Consider the following 18,294-nt stretch of genomic DNA (forward strand, 5'->3'; position numbering starts at 1 on the left):
CATATATCACTTTTGCTTAAAAAGAGCGAATAAATTGGCTTTTCTTAAATCATGCTATTTCAGATTGCCTTTTAGGGACTAAAAAACGAGATCCAAGCGTACTAATACACAAACCACCTATCACGAATAATCCGGCAGCTAACTTCCAAAGTTGAAATGGCTCTCCTAGTACCACAACAGAACTTAAAATCGCAACAATGGGAACCAACAAAGTAAATGGCGCAACCATACCTACTGGATAACGAGCAATTAACCAATTCCATACCCCATAACCTATCCAAGTTGAAGCAAAAACAATATAAAACAATGAAACCGTTCCACGCCAACTTAAATTTTCATAGGTATAAGCAAAACTAGAAGGCCCTTCAAATATCCAAGAAAGAAGGAACATAGGGATACACGCAATAAAACTACCCCATGCAATAATAGCCAGCATATGATTGCTATTTCCTTTAATTTTTTTAGTAATGAGATTACCAAACCCCCAAGTTGCTGCCGCGGCAAGAATGCACAGAAACCCAACTACAGAGATATCACTATCAAAATGCATGGCTACTAAACCAATGCCAGTAAAAGCAACCAATGCACCTATAATCTGCGCAATATTCGGCTGTTCCCCCAAAAAAATTATTGCAAAAAACATACTGAAAAAAACCTGAGTTTGCATGAGCAAAGACGCCATTCCTGCTGGCATACCTGCATTCATTCCGATAAATAGAAATGAAAATTGTAACGCAAACATAATAAACCCATATAAAGCAATAATTTTGAAAGAAGAACTCGGTAATTTGACAAAAAATATAGCAGGAACACTAGACAATAAAAAACGTAAGGCACAAAGCAACAAAGGTGAAATTTCTTCCAGTCCAAAGGCAACAAAGAGAAAATTTACACCCCAAATGAAAACAACTAAGAGAGCTAATAACAGATGTGTAAGAGGCATCATCATGCTCCTCAATAAAATCAGTATTTTAGTCTAAATAGTGCAATAAAGCCATTAGTATAGCGTAATTTTTGAGCAATGATCTGTTCTAAAAAAGTAAATATAGCACATTTTTAAGATGTGTTCTTGATGCAGTCGAATTCAGCAAATAAAAAATCATCTTTCTTCAGATCGGATAAAAACTTGTTCATCCTTTGCAGAAATTTAATTCCTATTTTCTTTTCATCACGTTAAAATTATGTTTTTAGAAATAGAGCAGTGAGACAAAGTGATTCTGTCAGACTTGAGTATTCCAAATCCTCTCTTCATTTCCAACTCGATCTTTAACTTTTACGGCCAAAATAATGAAAAAAATTATTCTTGCTACCAGTAACTCAGGTAAAATCAAAGAGTTAAATGCCTTATTAGCTCCTATTGAGTGCATTCCTCAAGCCAATTTAGGAATTTTAGATGCGGTAGAAAACGGCTTAAGCTTTATAGAAAATGCCTTAATCAAAGCACGTCATGCCAGTTTGTACGCAAACGAACCCGCCTTAGCTGATGATTCAGGTTTAGTCGTACCCGCCTTAAATGGGGCTCCTGGCATTTATTCTGCTCGTTATGCCGGTAACTCTGCAACTGATGCTGAAAATATTCATCTTTTATTAGAAAATATGGTTCATCTAACCCATGGACAGCGCGAAGCATGGTTTTATTGTGCCATTGCTTTAGTCCAACATGAAAAAGATCCCACACCAATCATCGCAACTGGGATTTGCAAAGGATTTATTCATGATGTACCCACTGGTGAAGGTGGTTTTGGTTATGATCCCATATTTTATCTTCCTGAGTATCAATGCACGATGGCAGAATTACCTGCTAAACTTAAAAATAATATCAGCCATCGTGCACAAGCTTTAAAGCAATTGCATAAATCCATTCAAAATCTATATGAAACATGGTGAATGGGGCCTAAACATACATGAATATAGAAACACTTTTTGCACAAGCATATAAACTCCAATATGAAGGTCAATTGCCCCAAGCTATTAGCCTTTATGAACAAATATTGACACAAGAACCTAAGCATCTAAATAGTTTGCATTTTTTAGGACTTGTTTACGCTCAATTAGGTGACATGGATAATGCTATTCTCTACTTATTACAAGCACTTTCAATCAATTCTAATGATGTCGGTTTGCTCAATAATTTGGCTAACGCATATAAAAAATCGCATCAATTGGATAAAGCAATGGAGTATTATCAACGTGCGATACAAATCAATCCAGAATACGCACAAGCTCATAATAATCTAGCAACAGTTTATGCAATGCAAAACAATTATTCAAAAGCACTAGTACACTATACCAAAGCAGTACATGCGGAACCCGATTTTAGTGCTGCGCACTTTAATTTAGGCTTATTATTACTGCAAAATAACCAATTAGACGCAGCAAAAACTCAATTCAATAATGTCGTCTCTTTAAATCCACACAACACAGAGGCCTTATTCTATTTGGGTGTTCTGCATTTAGAAAAAAATGCTCTTTCTGAAGCAGAAACCGCGTTTCAGACTGTTTTAAAACAGGATGATCAACAAATAGAAGCACTTTCCAACTTAGGAGTAATCGCCTTAAAAAGGGAACAAAATCAATTGGCAGTTGATTATTTCAGTAGAGCATTAGCGCTAGATAATGATAATACAGAAGCACGTAATAATTTAGCAGCAACATTCATGCATCACGACCGTTTTGAAAATGCCCTGATGCATTATGATGTTTTGCTGCAAAAGGATCCTGATAATATTGAATATTTATACAATTCAGGTGTAGCGCAAATGGCCTTAGGACATTTGAATGAAGCAATTCTTCTTTTTGATCATATCCTTCAGCTAGAGAACACTCATACTTCCACTTTAAACAATTTAGCAGCAATTTATATAAAGATGGAACAGAAAGAAAAAGCAAAAGCGTATTTAGAACGTGCTCTAGCGATTGATCCTAAAGATACAGTGAGCAGTCATATGCTCCATGCGCTTACAGGGTACGAACACGCACAAACAACTCCTGAATATGCCCATAACTTATTTAATAATTATGCGCTTTATTATGATCAACATATGAAAAGCACATTGCACTACTCCATCCCCCAACATATCGCTCGTATAGTGCACCAATTGGAGTTATCAACCAATACCAACACTTTAGATCTTGGATGCGGAACAGGCTTAACTGGGATTGTTCTTCGTGAAGTCAGCAAATTTTTAGTAGGTGTCGATATTGCGTCAAAAATGTTGGCTCAGGCTAAAGAAAAAGGAATTTACGATAATTTATTCGAATCAGAAATAAATCAATTTTTTCTGCAAAATAAAAGCGCTTATGATTTAATAGTAGCTGCTGATGTTTTACCTTATTTTGGTGAGCTTGATACCTTATTTCATTCAATTCATTTACATCTAAAACCCCAGGGATATTTTATCTTCACTACTGAAATCAGCACATCCGCTCCTTGGCATCTCGAAACAAGTGCTCGCTTCAGCCATCATCCAGATTATGTCACTCAGTTAGCAGATCAAGAGGGTTACCAATTAATAAAACAGGAAAAAATTCCAGCACGAATACAAAATAATCAAGCACTGGAAGTAATTTTGTATGTTTTAAAAAATAATACCTAATTAAACGGAACCATTCTGCAGACTCCTCTTCTGTATTTTTCAAAGGTGATAGTTTTTTATAAACGTATCCTGCTTTATAGATCTTAGTTGCAAAAACAGGAGTACACCGGGATAAATACGGTATCAAAAATTATAAATTATTTGCAAAATAACAAAAATGCTGTAACAAATTTAAAAACTGACCAATGAATGAATATCAAATTAAGTGGTATGTTTTTATGGGAATCTTCTTATTGTTTTTGGGGCGTTGCTTAGATTTCGCCACAGCTCATTTGACCTTTATCACACATAAATCGGATGCCATCTTATTGGCTATTCCAATATACGTTATTTTATTAGCTTTTTTTGTCGGAAAACCCATTGAGCGTTTAGGACTCTTGCATCTCTTTTTATTTGGCGCCGTTTTAACCTGTTTTTCAGTGTTCTTTCAAATATTTTATTTCACTAATAGTTCACTTACCCAGATGGTATTTTCCTTTATCTGCCTTAGCTGTATGTGGAGCTTAGGAAGTGCTTTATCCATGCTCGTTAATCATTTTGAGCAATCACGCGTAAGTTGGCTCTAACCTTAGTAAATTTATGTACATAATTTAATCATTGCTTTATAATAAAAGTCTACTCTTTATTGTCGAGGTTGTATGATAACTCGCAATCTTCTTCGCTTTATGTGTACAAACAATCCTGTAACTACTGATGTAGATGACATTTTGGATACTACGTTAGCCAATGTCTATTTAAAAGATAAAAAAGGACTCTATTTGGACTGTAATCATAACATGTCCTCTGTTATTAAACTGCAAATAGATGATGTAAAAGGAAAAATGGACACTGACTTAATATGGAGAGAGCAAGCCCACATACTCATGAGAAATGATGCGCAGATTATCGAGCAAAACAAAGTTAAAACATTCATTGAGCCGGTTCAACTCGAGGGCGGTCCACGCATCTGCTACCTGAGTCGGAAAGCACCACTACGCATGCGAGATGGAAAGATCATCGGTATCATGGGAATCTCTTTTCAAATTGATTGTGATACTTCATTGCTTACTGCGTTACAAGAGACCATTTCATTGCTTACGTCCAATCCTAATGAACATGTCCCATTACCTCAAGTGCCCATTCAAAACGTAAACAATCAGCTCACCGCAAAGCAAATAGATTGCCTCTATTATTTAGTAAAAGGTATGACCATCAAACAAATTGGTCAACAATTAAATTTATCCCCAAGAACAGTCGAAGATCATCTTAATGCTGCTAAAAATAAACTCCATTGTCATAATCGAGTCGAATTAATTGCTGCTGCATTAGAGATACCGATTATTCGAAACCAATTGTAGCACAGAACAGTGCTATGAACTGAAAGATTATTACTTATTATGATCTATTTTGCTAGTGAAATAGCAAAAAATTAGATCGGTATGGAGTACAGGAAATAAAAACTGACTAGGGTGTTGACCATTCATTATCATTATATAGGATCAGAACCTGCCCCCACTACCATTGACTCAAGGAAAAGCACTCTTGCCTACGTCCCGCGACATAGACCGAGAAAAAAATTCCTTAAGTCAATGACAATGAACCTAACTCCAGATATTGTTACAAGATCTTACAAAGTTATTTAAACAGCCTTAATTGATTGATTAATTAATTAATAAATAGGTTGAAAACTAGAGGATAATTCTTGTTCTTCTTTAATTTCTTGGGTTGCTCCATTATTTTCTTTGAGTTCTTCTTTTAATTGTAAAAGTTCATTTTTTATAACCCTACTAATTTCAGAATTTAACTTCGTCTGTTGATTGTAACGTTTCTCTTCCTTATTTTGTAATAATTCATTATTACGTGTACACCACCGTAAAAATTTCACAAACCAATTGATCTCTTCTGGTTTCTTAGGGGTTGTCAATTCAGTAATTTGATTTACTGTAGCGTGGTAATTATCAATTGCATGCGTTAAAAACATGGGATGATTTGTATTTTTATGTAGATTAAGAAATGCTTGAGCAGTCTCAATCTTTGGCGTAAATTGTGCTAAACCCAAATTTTTTGCTTCTGGCTCATCAATCAACACCTTGAATTCATTAAGAATGTTACTTAATGTATTAACAACTTTTAAATCATTCTCCTTAGTTTTTCTAGCAGGTAACTCGTCTTTTAAATCATCCTTAGGTTTTCTAGCGGGTAACACTTCTATAAGTTTATTTACTGCATCTTGGTATCGTTCATCTGCCTTATCTAATAACGCGTTATTCTGCTCTTCGTTGTACATTGCAAGACAATCTTGAGCTGCACCCACTATATTCCTAACTCGATCTAGCGTTGACTTTTCTACGTCGTCTAGTTTATTAAGTAATTCTGCCAATTCGGCTAAATCGTTACCTAACTTTTCACTTGATATCGTTTTGGCCTCTTTTGGTATTCCTTTTAAGGTAACCTCTTTTGCAAGAGACTCTATTGACGACATAACGGAATTAAATGCTTCAATTTTTTGATCAGAATCAGAAATATTATCTAATACTCTTTGTCCATAGCTTACAATAATTGACTTCATAAAATTCTTAGCAACTTCTTCTTCAAGGCTAAACAAATTATTAAAAGCATTATCTTCATCTTTTACTTCAGCCATGACTAATGGGTTATGTCTTATAGCATCAACAACTAATGGATTAAGTGCAGTACCTTCTTTGTTTAATAAAATAGGTAAAATCTTATCTAAATTTGCTTTTATGTGTTCTCTAAGGCCATTGGGCGTTTCCATTATTTGCAGCATCTCTTCGTATGTTGGCGCTGGAAAAGGAAATGCATCGAAAATCCGTGTTAACTCAGCAGAGTATAAGAGAGCTTTCTTTATTATCTCTTGAGGTGTATTTGCCTCATTATTAGCGGGAATGTCGCCTCTCAAAAAGGGAATTAAATTGTTTTTGAAATAGGTTATATATTTCGTTTCATTATCGTTTTGTTGGTGATTTTCTTGAAATTTTTCCCATTTACTTTTAGACATCTCTATACTCCAATGACATTAACTTTTATCAACCTAATGATAAAATTAAATCACATGGATCAAATTAAGAACAACTAATTATATTGATACCTCATAACAAATTTATTGATAACTAAAGACACATCCGGTGAATCCTATAATCACGCAATAGAAATTAGCGTTTATTGATGAGAAGATCATTTTAGGAAGAACATATTCCTATTCCCTCCGCAAAAACGGAGGGTGGGGATATCGATATTTGGTATAGCATCGATGGACACAGCTTAATCAAAGTTTATTGTAACTACATTTTTTTAAAACGGTAACTCCAGCTTAGCATCCAACTGCTTCATCTGTACTCTAAATAACTGCTTAATTTGCTCCAAATTATCTGCATCATCTGCTTCAAAACGGGCAACAAGGCAAGGAGTTGTATTCGAAGCACGTAGCAATCCCCATCCCCTATCAAATTCAACACGTAAACCATCAATAGCAATAATGCGTGCTGTTGGAAAATTTGCCATTTCATTAAATCGTTCCATAAACTGAAACTTCTCTTCATCTGCTATGGCAATTTTTAATTCAGGAGTGTTCATGCTATTGGGAATTGTTGCAAACTGCTTACTTACACTCATATCCGATGCACTAATAATTTCTAGCAAGCGACAAGCGCTATACAACGCATCATCAAATCCATACCAGCGATCTTTAAAGAACAAATGTCCACTCATCTCACCGGCTAGAGCAGCTTTTTCCTTTTTCATCACATGCTTTACTATAGAGTGCCCCGTAGGACACATTTTAGCAACACCGCCTGCTTCTTTGATTACTGATTCTAAATTACTCGAGCATTTCACATCAAAAACTATCGTTGCTCCTGGAAGCCGACTTAATAATTCGCGAGAATAAAACATCATTAAACGATCAGGCCAAATCATTTCTCCCTGATTGGTCACTAAACCCAATCGATCGGCATCACCATCAAAAGCTAAACCTATATCCGCTTGGTACGTTGCAACTGCCGCTTTTAAATCCACTAAATTTGCTTCAATAGTAGGATCAGGATGATGATTTGGGAAACGACCATCCACATCACAATATAAAGCAATAACATCACAACCTAATTCACGAAGCACTTCCGGAATTACTGGACCCGCTACACCGTTCCCACAATCAACCACCACTTTTAATGGGCGTTTAATTTTTATATCACTCACGATTCGTTGTTTGTATTGAGGTAGAATATCAAAAGTTATATCTTTACCTTGACCAGAAACTCGCTCGCCCTTAGCAACCAAACGATACAAAATATCAATATCTTCCTGCATTAAGGTTTTCCCGGACAAAACCATTTTAATGCCGTTATAATTTGCTGGATTATGACTTCCTGTAACCATTAAACCACAATCAATTCCTTGGGTATAAACAGCAAAATACATCACCGGTGTAGCAACCTCGCCCAAGTCAAATACATCGATGCCGCTATCCAGTAAACCTTGTTTTAAAGCCGATGCCATAGCAAAACTTGTTAAGCGACCATCACGTGCCAGGAAAATTTGTTGTTTCTTTAGATCGTGTAAATGATAAGCTATTGCCAATCCAATACTGTAAAAAGAATGCTCATCCAACTCTTCTCCGATAATGCCTCTAATGTCATAAGCACGAAAAACAGAACGAGAAATTTGCTTTTGCTGATACTTCATTTTAATGCCTCCCTGAACTTCCAAATCCACCTTCTCCTCTGTCACTTTCAGAAAAAGAGTCCACGATTTCAAAAGCAGCCTGTACAACAGGAATAAAAACTAATTGGGCAATACGTTCCCCAGGATTTATTGTAAAATGCTCGATACCTCTATTCCAACACGAGATCTTAAGCTCACCCTGATAGTCTGAATCAATTAATCCTACCAAATTACCTAAAACAATGCCATGTTTATGACCTAGGCCAGAACGAGGTAAAATAACTGCGGCTAATTTGGGATCTGCTATATAAATCGACAAACCCGTAGGCAATAATACGGTTTCTTGAGGAGCGATTTGGATAGGTTCGTTACTACAAACACGCAAATCCAGGCCTGCTGAGCCATGAGTTGCATAAGTAGGTAAAGGAATAGTGTTACCTATACGTGAATCAAGAATCTTTAATTGAATCGCCTGGGGCATGATTTTTCCTATTAATTTTAATGCGCCTCATTTTGCAGAGTTGCGGCAAGGATTGCAATAATTTGACCTGCTAATCGTGTTTTATGGGTTAACGGTAACGCGATCTGTTTACTTTTTGTAATCACAGTAACTTGGTTAACTTCACTATTAAATCCAATTCCTTTTCCGACTGAATTAGCGACTATCATATCCAATTTTTTCTGCTGCAATTTTTCTGTAGCATAAGTTATAACATCTGTAGTCTCAGCAGCAAATCCAACAACATACGAAGCTTTTGCTGAATCAACTACTTGACTTAGAATATCAGGATTTTTCACCAGCTTAAGCATTAACTCATCCTGATTTTTTTTCTTAATTTTTTCAGCAGCAGGTGACTCAATTCGATAATCTGCAACAGCAGCTGTTCCTATAAATAGTCCTCCCTCGGGCATTTCTTGCATCACGGCATTCAACATTTCTTGAGCAGATTCAACCTGAATCCGCTTAATGGTTGCCGAAACATTTAATGTATTGGGTCCACTAATTAAAGTAACCTGCGCCCCAGCCATTGCTGCAGCCTCTGCCAAAGCATGGCCCATTTTACCCGAACTGTAATTGCTTATATAGCGTACTGGATCAATAGGCTCACGAGTAGGTCCAGCGGTGATCACTACTTTTTTACCAAGTAGTAAACGATGCACCTGGTGTAGACGCAAGGCATTAATAATTTGTTCTGCTTCGCTCGCCCGCCCTAAACCGTATTCACCACAAGCTTGGGAGCCCTCTTCCGGACCCACGAAAACAACGCCTCTATCTTGCAAGATTTGGCAGTTTGCCTGAGTTGCTGGATGAGCCCACATGCTACGATTCATAGCAGGGCAAACAAGAATAGGAGTTTCTGCAACAAGATATAAAGTAGAAAGTAAATCATCAGCGATGCCTTGAGCCATTTTAGCAAGGCAATTGGCAGAAGCAGGAGCAACAACCAAATAATCAGCCCAACGCGCCAATTCAATATGTCCCATAGCCCGTTCTGCTTGAGTATCAAATAAATCAGTGCGTACTTCATTACCCGACAAGGCTTGCATCAACAAAGGACTCACAAATTCCTGAGCCGATCGGGTCATTACTACTTTAACATCGGCCCCTACTCGAGTTAACTCTCTAATGAGATAGGCCGATTTGTACGCAGCAACACCGCCGCAAACCCCTAGAAGAATTTTTCTACCCATAAAATCTTGCATGACGAACCTTTTTTGATAACAATAGCCTCGATCAAAGCATAAACTTCGCAATAAAGGAATAGAAAATGGCAAGCGTCCAAACACGGCAGTTCCAACTGCGTGAAAAATTACTCACTTATGGCCCCCAAAGCCTTTCAGATACAGAATTACTCGCTATTTTTATTAGTTCGGGTAATAACAAGAAATCCTGCATACAATTAGCATTCGATCTACTCGTTCATTTAGGTGATTTACGTGCTGTTCTTAATGCAGACAAACAAAGTTTCAAACAGATACGAGGATTAGGGGAGGTTCGCTATGTCCAGCTACAGGCTGTTAAAGAAATATGTCGTCGTAGCGATTTTATTCAGCTACAAAAAGAAACCCAAATTACTAGCAGCAAACAAACGTATGCTTACTTAAAAAAGCGTTTACGTGATTACAAAAATGAAACTTTTGTTGCTTTATTTCTTGATAATCAGCATCACATCATTGCTTACGAAGAGCTCTTTTGTGGCACAATTAATATGGCAACCATTCACCTAAGACCAATTATAGAGCGCGTCCTTCAATTGAATGCAGCAGCATTAATACTTGCACATAATCACCCATCAGGGGTTTCTGATCCCAGTTCTCAAGATATAGCCGTAACAGAACGTATCCGTGAAGCATTAGAATTGGTTGATGCGCGTCTGCTGGATCATCTCATCATTGGCGACAATGAAGTTTACTCGATCATTGCCGAAGCCAAGTGGGTGTGTCACGAACAATTATCTCATCTGTAAAGGCAGATATAAAACAGGAAAATTAGATACTCTAGCTCTTGCTATTTTATGATCAAAAATTTTATACTTCGGGCAATTAATATAACTAGCGAGTTGATTACGATGCCTTTTTCCACAAAACTAATTGCAGATTACGTTGAAATGATTAATGGCGAATTAGATCGCATTCCTGTAGAACAACCCGCGGAGTTTAAATTCATCACAGAAGAATTACAAAATATGATAAGCTGGTCTTTCTTCGGAGCAATAAAAAATTGCTTTTTTAAAGCACCCCCAAAACCGGTCCTACCCCAGGCAACCAAAGAACAACTTGATTATATACGTTATTGTCTTGATACCCCTCAAGAATTTGTAAAATCAGCTGCAGATTATGCTGAATACAAACAAATTATTACTCAGAGAATTAACGCCAAAATTAAAGAGTTTCAATCTATGGATAAAACGGCAAAGTGGGATTATATTTTATTTCAAAAAGAATTACATAACGAGCCGCAACAAAGTCCGCTAGTATAAGAGCAATCGCACTAAGCTCTTAAAAAATCGAACGAAATAACTTGGGCTAGTTCAGACTGTTTTAGAGCTAAAGCCAATAGCCTGTCCACGCCTAAAGCCACGCCACTGCATGAAGGAAGCCCATACTCTAAAGCGTCTAAAAGGAATTGATCAGCTTCAGCACTACGAAGACCTTTTTCACTTCTAAGATGTTGATCCTGAGCAAAACGTTTTTTCTGAGCAGCAGCATCAGTTAACTCATGAAATCCATTTGCCAATTCAACTCCTTGATAATACACTTCAAAGCGCTCAGCTAGTCCATTATTAATTTTAGCCAAGGCAGCTTGTGACATAGGAAAATTATATACAGCCACAGGAACACTTTCCCTACTTAAAAAAGGCTCCACCACATGACTCATGAGTAAAAATAAATACTGATCTTTATCTTCCTCTTCCCAAGGTAACACATTATTCAAATTAAAACGCACTAATACTTGCCTAAGCTCTTCTACTGTTACACTCAACGGATCAATAGCGCAGGCTTCAAGAAAAGCCTGTTGATAGGTTTTCTTAATCATGGGCTTAGACTGCAAGATCATTTGTAGGAATAAATCCATCTCTTCCATCAATGTATGATGATCAATCCCCAATTGATACCATTCTAATAAAGTAAATTCCGGATTATGCCAACGACCTAATTCGTCATCACGAAATACGCGCGCAATTTGGAAAATAGAACCACTACCGGCAGCAAGCAGACGTTTCATATGGTACTCAGGAGATGTTTGTAAGTAATAGGTTTCTCCTCGGAATAGCGCTTCAATATTACTTAAATAAACGTCCGTTGTGCCATAACGTGCCATTATTGGAGTTTCTACCTCCCAATAACCACGCTCTGTAAAGAAATAACGTATTTTTGCTAATAAATCAGCACGTTGACGTAATAATGCAATGGATGCAGAGGGTTCCCACATTAGTAAAAAATTCCCAGTTCAAGACGCGCAGCCTCGGTCATCCTATCTTGAGACCAAGGTGGCTCCCAAACTAATTCAACCGTACAATCACGAACCCCTTCAACTTGATTGACTGCCTGTTCTACTGTTCCTGGAAAAGTTTGAGCTACAGGACATCCTGGTGTGGTTAACGTCATTTGAATTGTGACATGGGCATTCTCATCTATGGATATATTATAAATTAGACCCAAATCATAAATATTAACAGGAATTTCCGGATCATAAACGCCTCGAAGAGCGTTGATAATGGCTTCTTTCAATAATTCAGAATCCTGTTTTTTCTTAAAACCAAACATAAACGTACCTATTTTTGTAGCCTGGGTAAAGGCGAATTCGTAACCCGATCTTACAGCAATAGGCCTTAACTTAGTGCCATTAGATCTTACAGAACTCAACTCTCAGTACAACTACCGCTCATTATTCTGTTTTTACAACATTACTCTCTTTATTCAATGCAGCTTCCAAAGTGTGCCAGGCTAAAGTAGCACACTTTACTCGAGCAGGGTAAGCTTTAACTCCAGCAAGCACAGTCAATTTATCCATATATAATAATTGACCTTCTTCATTTTGAGTCAACATATGGTGGAAGCGATGAAATAGTTCATGAGCTTCTTCTACTGTTTTTCCTTTTAAAGAGTCAGTCATTAAAGAAGCTGAAGCTTGTGATATTGCACAACCACACCCTAGAAAACTCAATTCAGTAATTGAATGATTTTCAATTTTGGCATAAACAGTTAATTTATCACCACATAAAGGATTAAAACCATTAGCTTGATGTGTTGCATCCGTCATGGCATAGTGATGACGGGGGTTGCGATTATGATCAATAATAATTTCCTGATATAACTCGCGCAATTCAGCACTCATGCAAACACCTCTTTAACTCGATGCAAAGCTTGTACACACGAATCAATTTCATCTGTTGTATTATAAAATGACAAAGAGATACGTGAAGTAGCAGCAACATTATAAAAGTCCATTAATGGCATAGCACAATGATGGCCGCTGCGTAAAGCAATCCCTTCACTATCTAAAATAGTACCAATATCATGGGCATGAATTGTTCCATGCACAAAAGAAATAATAGGTACCTTATGCGTCGCTGTGCCTATGATATTGAAACCACTGGACGCAACAGCAGCAGTTGCATAATTCAGTAACTTGGCTTCATAAGCAGCAATGGCATCTAAATCCAAAGATCCTAAATAATCAATAGCGGCACCTAAGCCTACAACTCCAGCGATATTAGGGGTTCCTGCTTCAAATTTTTGCGGTAGCGGCGCATATTCTGTTGCCTCAAATGTAACATAATTAATCATCTCCCCCCCTCCTTGATAGGGAGACATAGCATCCAGAAGTTCTTCTCTACCCCACAAAATACCAATACCAGTTGGACCATACATTTTATGGCCTGAAAAAACGTAAAAGTCACAACCTAAATCCTGCACATCAACAGGTAAATGAGCGGTAGCCTGAGCACCATCTAATAAAACTTTCGCTCCATACTCATGGGCCATCTCAATCATTTTTTTTACTGGATTAATTGTACCTAATGCATTAGAAACATAATTGATTGCCACAAGCTGAGTATTCTTATTTAGTTTTTTCGCAAACTCATCCAATAAAATTTCGCCTTCAAGCGAAATAGGTGCTACTTGCAATTTTGCACCTGTTTTTTTACATACCATCTGCCAAGGAACAATATTCGAATGGTGCTCCATATGGGTAATTAATATTTCCTCATCAGACACAATACGTGGTGCAACCAAACTTTGAGCAACAAGATTAATTGCCTCAGTTGCCCCACGTACAAAAATACATTCTCGTGGTGAATAAGCGTTAATAAACCGTTTCACTTTTGAACGAACGGCTTCATAGAGCTCAGTAGCTCTGACACTTAAGGCATGAACACCACGATGTACATTAGCGTTATCATGTTCATAATAACGAGAAATAGCCTCAATGACAGCTTTAGGCTTTTGTGTTGTTGCAGCATTATCAAAATAAATTAAATCAAAATCATTCACTTTCTGATTAAGTATAGGGAAATCTCTACGAATTGCCTGAATATCCAAAGCGTCCATTAGCCTTACCCCAACTGTGTTGTTAATAAATGTCCCATGTAATCCGCCAACTTACGATGTGGAATGAGCCGTAAATTGTCACTCGCAAAAGCATGGATTAAATAATGTGATGCTTCAAGTCGGTCAATTCCACGGGTTGCCAAATAAAATAATGCTTCCTCATCGAGTTGTCCAACCGTAGCTCCATGAGAACACAATACATCATCGGCAAAAATTTCCAACTGTGGTTTGGTATCCACCTCTGCATTTGCTGAGAGTAATAGGTTCTTATTTTGTTGTTTGGCATCAGTATGTTGTGCATCTTTGGCAACAAACACTTTGCCATTAAATACGGCACGGGAACGTCCAGTTAAAATACCCTTATAATCTTGTTCACTTCTGCAATTAGGTACTAAATGCTGCACCGTAGTGTGATGATCCACATGTTGGCCTTCTGCAGGAGCATAAATGCCGTTCATCAAAGCATACGCCTTTTCCTCATACAAATACAAGCTGATATCAGAACGCACCCATTGTCCACCTAGACTCAATGAATGATTGGCAAATTCACTGCCCGCCAATTGTTTTACAGCTAAATGGCCCAAATGATAAGCAGATTTACTTTCTCTTTGAATCGTATAGTGTGTTAGTTGAGCATGGGCGCCAACTAAGATTTCGGTCACTGTATTCGTCAAATAACTACAATCAGGTAAGCCTTGATAATCTTCAATTACCGTAACTCGACTGTTTGCCTCAGCAATAATCAGATGTCGCAAATAAACTGCTTGATTCCTATGCGTTTGCACATGACTTAAAACAATAGGCTCTTCTAGAATAACTCCTTCAGGAATATAAATCATCACGCCACAACGAATCATCGCTGTATTCAAATAATGAAATCCATGTTCTTGTTTTAAAATAGTTCCTAGATAAGACTTCAGTAATTCGGGATGCTGAGTGAACGCAACAGATAAGGGAAGGACTACTACTCCCTTAGGTAAGTCTTTTGTAACCTGATCGTTACTGGAAAAAACTCCATTTTGGATCAACATATGTTGATCTATTGGTAAATCAAATTTTGTCTCTTTACCCCAAGACTGCGCTGTAGAATCCAAACTACTCGCTGGTAGAAAAGAGTGATTCAATAATGCATCAACACGAGTATATTTCCAATCCTCATCATTGCGTGTCGGAAAACCACGGCGGTGCAAATCTCTTAATGCTTTAGTTTGCAATTGAGCAAGCCAAGGCAAAGTAGATAAACTCGTTTTTGCTTGTTGTTGGTAAAAATCCAAAATCTCACTCATCACTGCACCGTTTCCTCAAGCCAGCTGTACCCTTTTTTCTCTAACTCAAGTGCAAGAGATTTATCACCAGAAAGAATAATACGTCCGTTAACCAGCACATGAATAAAGTCAGGCTCAATATAATCAAGTAACCGCTGATAATGCGTTACTAAAATAATAGAGCGTTCTGGTGAGCGCATCGCATTCACCCCATGGGAAATAATTCGCAATGCATCAATATCCAAACCTGAATCTGTTTCATCAAGAATAGCAAGCTTAGGCTCTAAAGCCGCCATCTGTAGAATTTCATTACGTTTTTTCTCACCACCTGAAAATCCTTCATTAATACTGCGATATAAAAAGCTTTCATCCATCTCCAGCAACTGACATTTTTCACGAATGAACGTTAAAAACTCAATAGCATCCAGCGTATTTTTCCCTTGGCCTTTACGCACTGCATTCACAGAGGCTTTAAGAAAATTAACATTAGTCACTCCCGGTATTTCCACTGGATATTGAAAGGATAGAAAAACTCCAGCACGCGCTCTTTCTTCGGGCGATAAAGGAATTAAATCTTGTCCTAAATAGACGATGTCACCTCGCGTTACTTGATAAGAGGGGTGGCCAGCTAAGACTTTAGACAAAGTACTTTTACCGGAACCATTCGGCCCCATAATTGCATGAACTTCGCCAGCATTTACTTGAAGGTCAATCCCTTTTAAAATGGATTGCTCATTCACCGAAACATTTAAGTCTTTGATTTTTAACATATTAACCTACTGCCCCTTCTAAACTTAAACCCAATAACTTAGTGGCTTCCACTGCAAATTCCATAGGTAACTCTTTCAATACCTGCTTGCAAAAGCCATTAACAATCATTGAAACCGCATCTTCTGTATCGATGCCTCGTTGTTGACAATAAAACAATTGCTCTTCACTGATTTTTGAGGTAGTTGCTTCATGCTCTACTTGTGCTGTAGGGTTTTTGACCTCTATATAAGGAAAAGTATGTGCAGAGCATTCAGAACCCATAAGCATTGAATCACATTGAGTATAATTACGCGCATTGGTTGCAGTTGGCGCGATACGTACCAAACCACGATAAGCATTATGTGCTCGTCCTGCACTAATTCCTTTGGAAATAATAGTTGATCGCGTATTTTTACCAATATGAATCATTTTAGTGCCAGTATCCGCTTGTTGGTAATTATTCGTTAACGCAACTGAATAAAATTCACCAACGGAATCATCTCCTTGTAAAATCACACTGGGGTATTTCCAGGTAATTGCTGAACCGGTTTCAATTTGCGTCCAGGAAATTTTAGAGCGTTTACCGCGACATGCTCCTCGTTTGGTCACAAAGTTATAAATACCACCTTTACCCTCTTTATCACCTGGGTACCAATTTTGTACCGTTGAATATTTAATTTGCGCACCATCTAAAGCAACCAGCTCAACAACTGCAGCATGCAATTGATTTTCATCACGCATAGGAGCGGTACAACCTTCAAGATAAGACACATAACTATCAACATCTGCAATAATTAATGTGCGTTCAAACTGCCCCGTAGCAGCCGCATTAATCCTAAAATACGTGGATAACTCCATAGGGCAACGTACTCCTTTGGGGACGTAAACAAAGGAGCCGTCACTAAAAACCGCGGAATTTAAGGCAGCATAAAAATTATCACGATAAGGGACAACAGAGCCTAAATAGTTCATTAATAACTCAGGGTATTGATGCACCGCTTCTGATATAGGGCAAAAAATCACTCCTTTTTCAGCTAATTTTGCTTTAAATGTAGTTGCTACAGAAACACTATCAAAAACAGCATCTACAGCTACACCAGCAAGCATTTCTTGCTCTCTTAAAGGAATGCCCAGTTTTTCATACGTTCTTAGTAATTCGGGATCCACTTCATCGAGACTTTTTGGCGCATCTTTTTTCTGTTTGGGTGCTGAATAATAAGAAATAGCCTGAAAATCCACTGGTGGATAATGCACACTAGACCATTGAGGAGCAGACATAGTTAACCAATGTCGGTAAGCTTTTAAACGCCACTCGAGCAAAAACTCGGGTTCACCTTTAACTGCTGATAATCGTCGAATGACCTCTTCGTCCAGTCCAGGTGCAAAAGTATCTACTTCAATGTCGGTCGTAAACCCATGTTGATATTCTCTACCGAGCAGAGAATTAATTTGCTCACTGCTTTTAGCCACGATTCACTCCACTTGCTAATTGTCGAACCCGCTCCACATCACGTGCAGGCAAAGTAGGTTTAGCTAATGCAGCTAAACTCACACTATCCAAAGCTGTTTCAATTGCTTGGCTAATTAATCGCCAATTACCCTGAATAGTACAAACATCTTGTAATGAACAGCCATTAGGATGCATACTGCACTCTGTGAAACCTCGATGTTCTTCCAATGCAAAAATTATTTGCGACACAGAAATTTCAGTAGCAGGTCGTCGCAATTGGTATCCTCCAGTCACCCCCCGCACTGAGATTAACAACCCTGCACTAGTCAAGTGTTTTAAAATTTTACTTACCGTAGGTACAGTCAGATGAGTATGTAAAGCGATATCACGAGCATTACATACTTCTTGCGCGTGCCTAGCAAGATAAACCATCACCACTGTTCCATAATCGGCCAATTTGCTGATGCGCAGCATAACACCTCAAAATCGAATAATCTAGTACTAATTAAGTCTTAAT

Annotated in this window: 18 protein-coding genes; 5 read left to right on the plus strand and 13 right to left on the minus strand. The window is 37.8% G+C overall.

The genetic code is table 11. The annotated features are described in order from the left end of the window. Positions 1 to 49: 49 nt before the first annotated feature. On the minus strand, positions 50 to 943 hold the full coding sequence (locus Lgra_RS02930) for an EamA family transporter (protein WP_058497792.1): 894 nt from the start codon (positions 941 to 943) through the stop codon (positions 50 to 52). A gap of 344 nt (positions 944 to 1,287) precedes the next feature. On the opposite strand from Lgra_RS02930, the gene rdgB reads away from it, so the two are divergent. The 3 genes from rdgB (at position 1,288) to Lgra_RS02950 (ending at position 4,933) form a co-directional block, all read left to right on the plus strand. Next, positions 1,288 to 1,887 (plus strand): RdgB/HAM1 family non-canonical purine NTP pyrophosphatase, encoded by a 600-nt coding sequence (gene rdgB / locus Lgra_RS02935; protein ID WP_058497793.1) that lies wholly within the window; start codon positions 1,288 to 1,290, stop codon positions 1,885 to 1,887. A gap of 17 nt (positions 1,888 to 1,904) precedes the next feature. Next, entirely contained in the window at positions 1,905 to 3,596 is a 1,692-nt protein-coding gene (locus Lgra_RS02940; RefSeq protein WP_058497794.1) for a tetratricopeptide repeat protein, read from the plus strand. A gap of 638 nt (positions 3,597 to 4,234) precedes the next feature. Beyond that, a complete protein-coding gene (locus Lgra_RS02950; RefSeq protein WP_058497796.1) occupies positions 4,235 to 4,933 on the plus strand; it encodes a PAS and helix-turn-helix domain-containing protein in 699 nt (232 codons plus the stop codon). Between the two features lie 311 nt (positions 4,934 to 5,244). Here Lgra_RS02950 and Lgra_RS02955 read toward each other — a convergent pair whose 3' ends face one another. The 4 genes from Lgra_RS02955 to coaBC all read right to left on the minus strand — a co-directional run bounded on the left by Lgra_RS02955 (position 5,245) and on the right by coaBC (position 9,959). Then, a complete protein-coding gene (locus Lgra_RS02955; protein ID WP_058497797.1) occupies positions 5,245 to 6,594 on the minus strand; it encodes a hypothetical protein in 1,350 nt (449 codons plus the stop codon). Between the two features lie 293 nt (positions 6,595 to 6,887). Continuing rightward, positions 6,888 to 8,276 (minus strand): phosphomannomutase/phosphoglucomutase, encoded by a 1,389-nt coding sequence (locus Lgra_RS02960; protein ID WP_058497798.1) that lies wholly within the window; start codon positions 8,274 to 8,276, stop codon positions 6,888 to 6,890. Position 8,277: 1 nt separating this feature from the next. After that, entirely contained in the window at positions 8,278 to 8,736 is a 459-nt protein-coding gene (gene dut / locus Lgra_RS02965; protein ID WP_058497799.1) for a dUTP diphosphatase, read from the minus strand. 17 nt (positions 8,737 to 8,753) lie between these two features. Further along, positions 8,754 to 9,959, minus strand: a complete 1,206-nt coding sequence (gene coaBC, locus Lgra_RS02970; protein ID WP_058497800.1) for a bifunctional phosphopantothenoylcysteine decarboxylase/phosphopantothenate--cysteine ligase CoaBC — start codon at positions 9,957 to 9,959, stop codon at positions 8,754 to 8,756. A gap of 65 nt (positions 9,960 to 10,024) precedes the next feature. Between coaBC and radC the strand changes: the two genes are divergently transcribed. Both radC and Lgra_RS02980 read left to right on the plus strand, forming a co-directional pair. Continuing rightward, the gene (gene radC, locus Lgra_RS02975; RefSeq protein WP_058497801.1) at positions 10,025 to 10,723 is read left to right on the plus strand and encodes a RadC family protein; all 699 of its coding nucleotides are present in this window, start codon (positions 10,025 to 10,027) and stop codon (positions 10,721 to 10,723) included. A 102-nt stretch (positions 10,724 to 10,825) separates the two neighbouring features. After that, positions 10,826 to 11,236 (plus strand): hypothetical protein, encoded by a 411-nt coding sequence (locus Lgra_RS02980; RefSeq protein WP_065231748.1) that lies wholly within the window; start codon positions 10,826 to 10,828, stop codon positions 11,234 to 11,236. An 11-nt stretch (positions 11,237 to 11,247) separates the two neighbouring features. On the opposite strand, the gene epmA is transcribed toward Lgra_RS02980, so the two are convergent. The 8 genes from epmA to Lgra_RS03020 all read right to left on the minus strand — a co-directional run bounded on the left by epmA (position 11,248) and on the right by Lgra_RS03020 (position 18,251). Beyond that, positions 11,248 to 12,189, minus strand: coding sequence for an elongation factor P--(R)-beta-lysine ligase (gene epmA, locus Lgra_RS02985; protein ID WP_058497803.1), 942 nt, complete (start codon positions 12,187 to 12,189; stop codon positions 11,248 to 11,250). Next, the gene (locus Lgra_RS02990) at positions 12,189 to 12,524 is read right to left on the minus strand and encodes an SUF system Fe-S cluster assembly protein (RefSeq protein WP_058497804.1); all 336 of its coding nucleotides are present in this window, start codon (positions 12,522 to 12,524) and stop codon (positions 12,189 to 12,191) included. Before Lgra_RS02990 ends, epmA begins: the two co-directional genes overlap by 1 nt. 121 nt (positions 12,525 to 12,645) lie before the next feature. Beyond that, complete coding sequence (gene sufU / locus Lgra_RS02995; RefSeq protein ID WP_058497805.1) at positions 12,646 to 13,095, minus strand: Fe-S cluster assembly sulfur transfer protein SufU; 450 nt, start codon at positions 13,093 to 13,095, stop codon at positions 12,646 to 12,648. Continuing rightward, positions 13,092 to 14,312 carry a cysteine desulfurase gene (locus Lgra_RS03000; protein WP_058497806.1) on the minus strand — a complete coding sequence of 407 codons (1,221 nt, stop codon included), beginning with the start codon at positions 14,310 to 14,312 and terminating at the stop codon, positions 13,092 to 13,094. The genes sufU and Lgra_RS03000 overlap by 4 nt, the downstream gene beginning before the upstream one ends. Positions 14,313 to 14,317: 5 nt before the next feature. After that, the gene (gene sufD / locus Lgra_RS03005) at positions 14,318 to 15,598 is read right to left on the minus strand and encodes a Fe-S cluster assembly protein SufD (RefSeq protein WP_058497807.1); all 1,281 of its coding nucleotides are present in this window, start codon (positions 15,596 to 15,598) and stop codon (positions 14,318 to 14,320) included. Further along, complete coding sequence (gene sufC, locus Lgra_RS03010) at positions 15,598 to 16,347, minus strand: Fe-S cluster assembly ATPase SufC (RefSeq protein ID WP_058497808.1); 750 nt, start codon at positions 16,345 to 16,347, stop codon at positions 15,598 to 15,600. The genes sufD and sufC overlap by 1 nt, the downstream gene beginning before the upstream one ends. 1 nt (position 16,348) lies before the next feature. Continuing rightward, positions 16,349 to 17,797 carry a Fe-S cluster assembly protein SufB gene (sufB, locus tag Lgra_RS03015; RefSeq protein ID WP_058497809.1) on the minus strand — a complete coding sequence of 483 codons (1,449 nt, stop codon included), beginning with the start codon at positions 17,795 to 17,797 and terminating at the stop codon, positions 16,349 to 16,351. Next, a complete protein-coding gene (locus Lgra_RS03020; protein ID WP_058497810.1) occupies positions 17,790 to 18,251 on the minus strand; it encodes an SUF system Fe-S cluster assembly regulator in 462 nt (153 codons plus the stop codon). The genes sufB and Lgra_RS03020 overlap by 8 nt, the downstream gene beginning before the upstream one ends. Positions 18,252 to 18,294: the final 43 nt, after the last annotated feature.

It is taken from the genome of Legionella gratiana (assembly GCF_001467695.1).
Lineage (GTDB): Bacteria > Pseudomonadota > Gammaproteobacteria > Legionellales > Legionellaceae > Legionella > Legionella gratiana.

Bases quoted from the DNA above. Each gene is read 5' to 3' on its own strand.
- Lgra_RS02930 (WP_058497792.1), bottom strand. From the start codon at position 943: ATGCCTCTTACACATCTGTTATTAGCTCTCTTAGTTGTTTTCATTTGG.
- rdgB (WP_058497793.1), top strand. From the start codon at position 1,288: ATGAAAAAAATTATTCTTGCTACCAGTAACTCAGGTAAAATCAAAGAG.
- Lgra_RS02940 (WP_058497794.1), top strand. From the start codon at position 1,905: ATGAATATAGAAACACTTTTTGCACAAGCATATAAACTCCAATATGAA.
- Lgra_RS02950 (WP_058497796.1), top strand. From the start codon at position 4,235: ATGATAACTCGCAATCTTCTTCGCTTTATGTGTACAAACAATCCTGTA.
- Lgra_RS02955 (WP_058497797.1), bottom strand. From the start codon at position 6,594: ATGTCTAAAAGTAAATGGGAAAAATTTCAAGAAAATCACCAACAAAAC.
- Lgra_RS02960 (WP_058497798.1), bottom strand. From the start codon at position 8,276: ATGAAGTATCAGCAAAAGCAAATTTCTCGTTCTGTTTTTCGTGCTTAT.
- dut (WP_058497799.1), bottom strand. From the start codon at position 8,736: ATGCCCCAGGCGATTCAATTAAAGATTCTTGATTCACGTATAGGTAAC.
- coaBC (WP_058497800.1), bottom strand. From the start codon at position 9,959: ATGCAAGATTTTATGGGTAGAAAAATTCTTCTAGGGGTTTGCGGCGGT.
- radC (WP_058497801.1), top strand. From the start codon at position 10,025: ATGGCAAGCGTCCAAACACGGCAGTTCCAACTGCGTGAAAAATTACTC.
- Lgra_RS02980 (WP_065231748.1), top strand. From the start codon at position 10,826: ATGCCTTTTTCCACAAAACTAATTGCAGATTACGTTGAAATGATTAAT.
- epmA (WP_058497803.1), bottom strand. From the start codon at position 12,189: ATGTGGGAACCCTCTGCATCCATTGCATTATTACGTCAACGTGCTGAT.
- Lgra_RS02990 (WP_058497804.1), bottom strand. From the start codon at position 12,524: ATGTTTGGTTTTAAGAAAAAACAGGATTCTGAATTATTGAAAGAAGCC.
- sufU (WP_058497805.1), bottom strand. From the start codon at position 13,095: ATGAGTGCTGAATTGCGCGAGTTATATCAGGAAATTATTATTGATCAT.
- Lgra_RS03000 (WP_058497806.1), bottom strand. From the start codon at position 14,312: ATGGACGCTTTGGATATTCAGGCAATTCGTAGAGATTTCCCTATACTT.
- sufD (WP_058497807.1), bottom strand. From the start codon at position 15,598: ATGAGTGAGATTTTGGATTTTTACCAACAACAAGCAAAAACGAGTTTA.
- sufC (WP_058497808.1), bottom strand. From the start codon at position 16,347: ATGTTAAAAATCAAAGACTTAAATGTTTCGGTGAATGAGCAATCCATT.
- Lgra_RS03020 (WP_058497810.1), bottom strand. From the start codon at position 18,251: ATGCTGCGCATCAGCAAATTGGCCGATTATGGAACAGTGGTGATGGTT.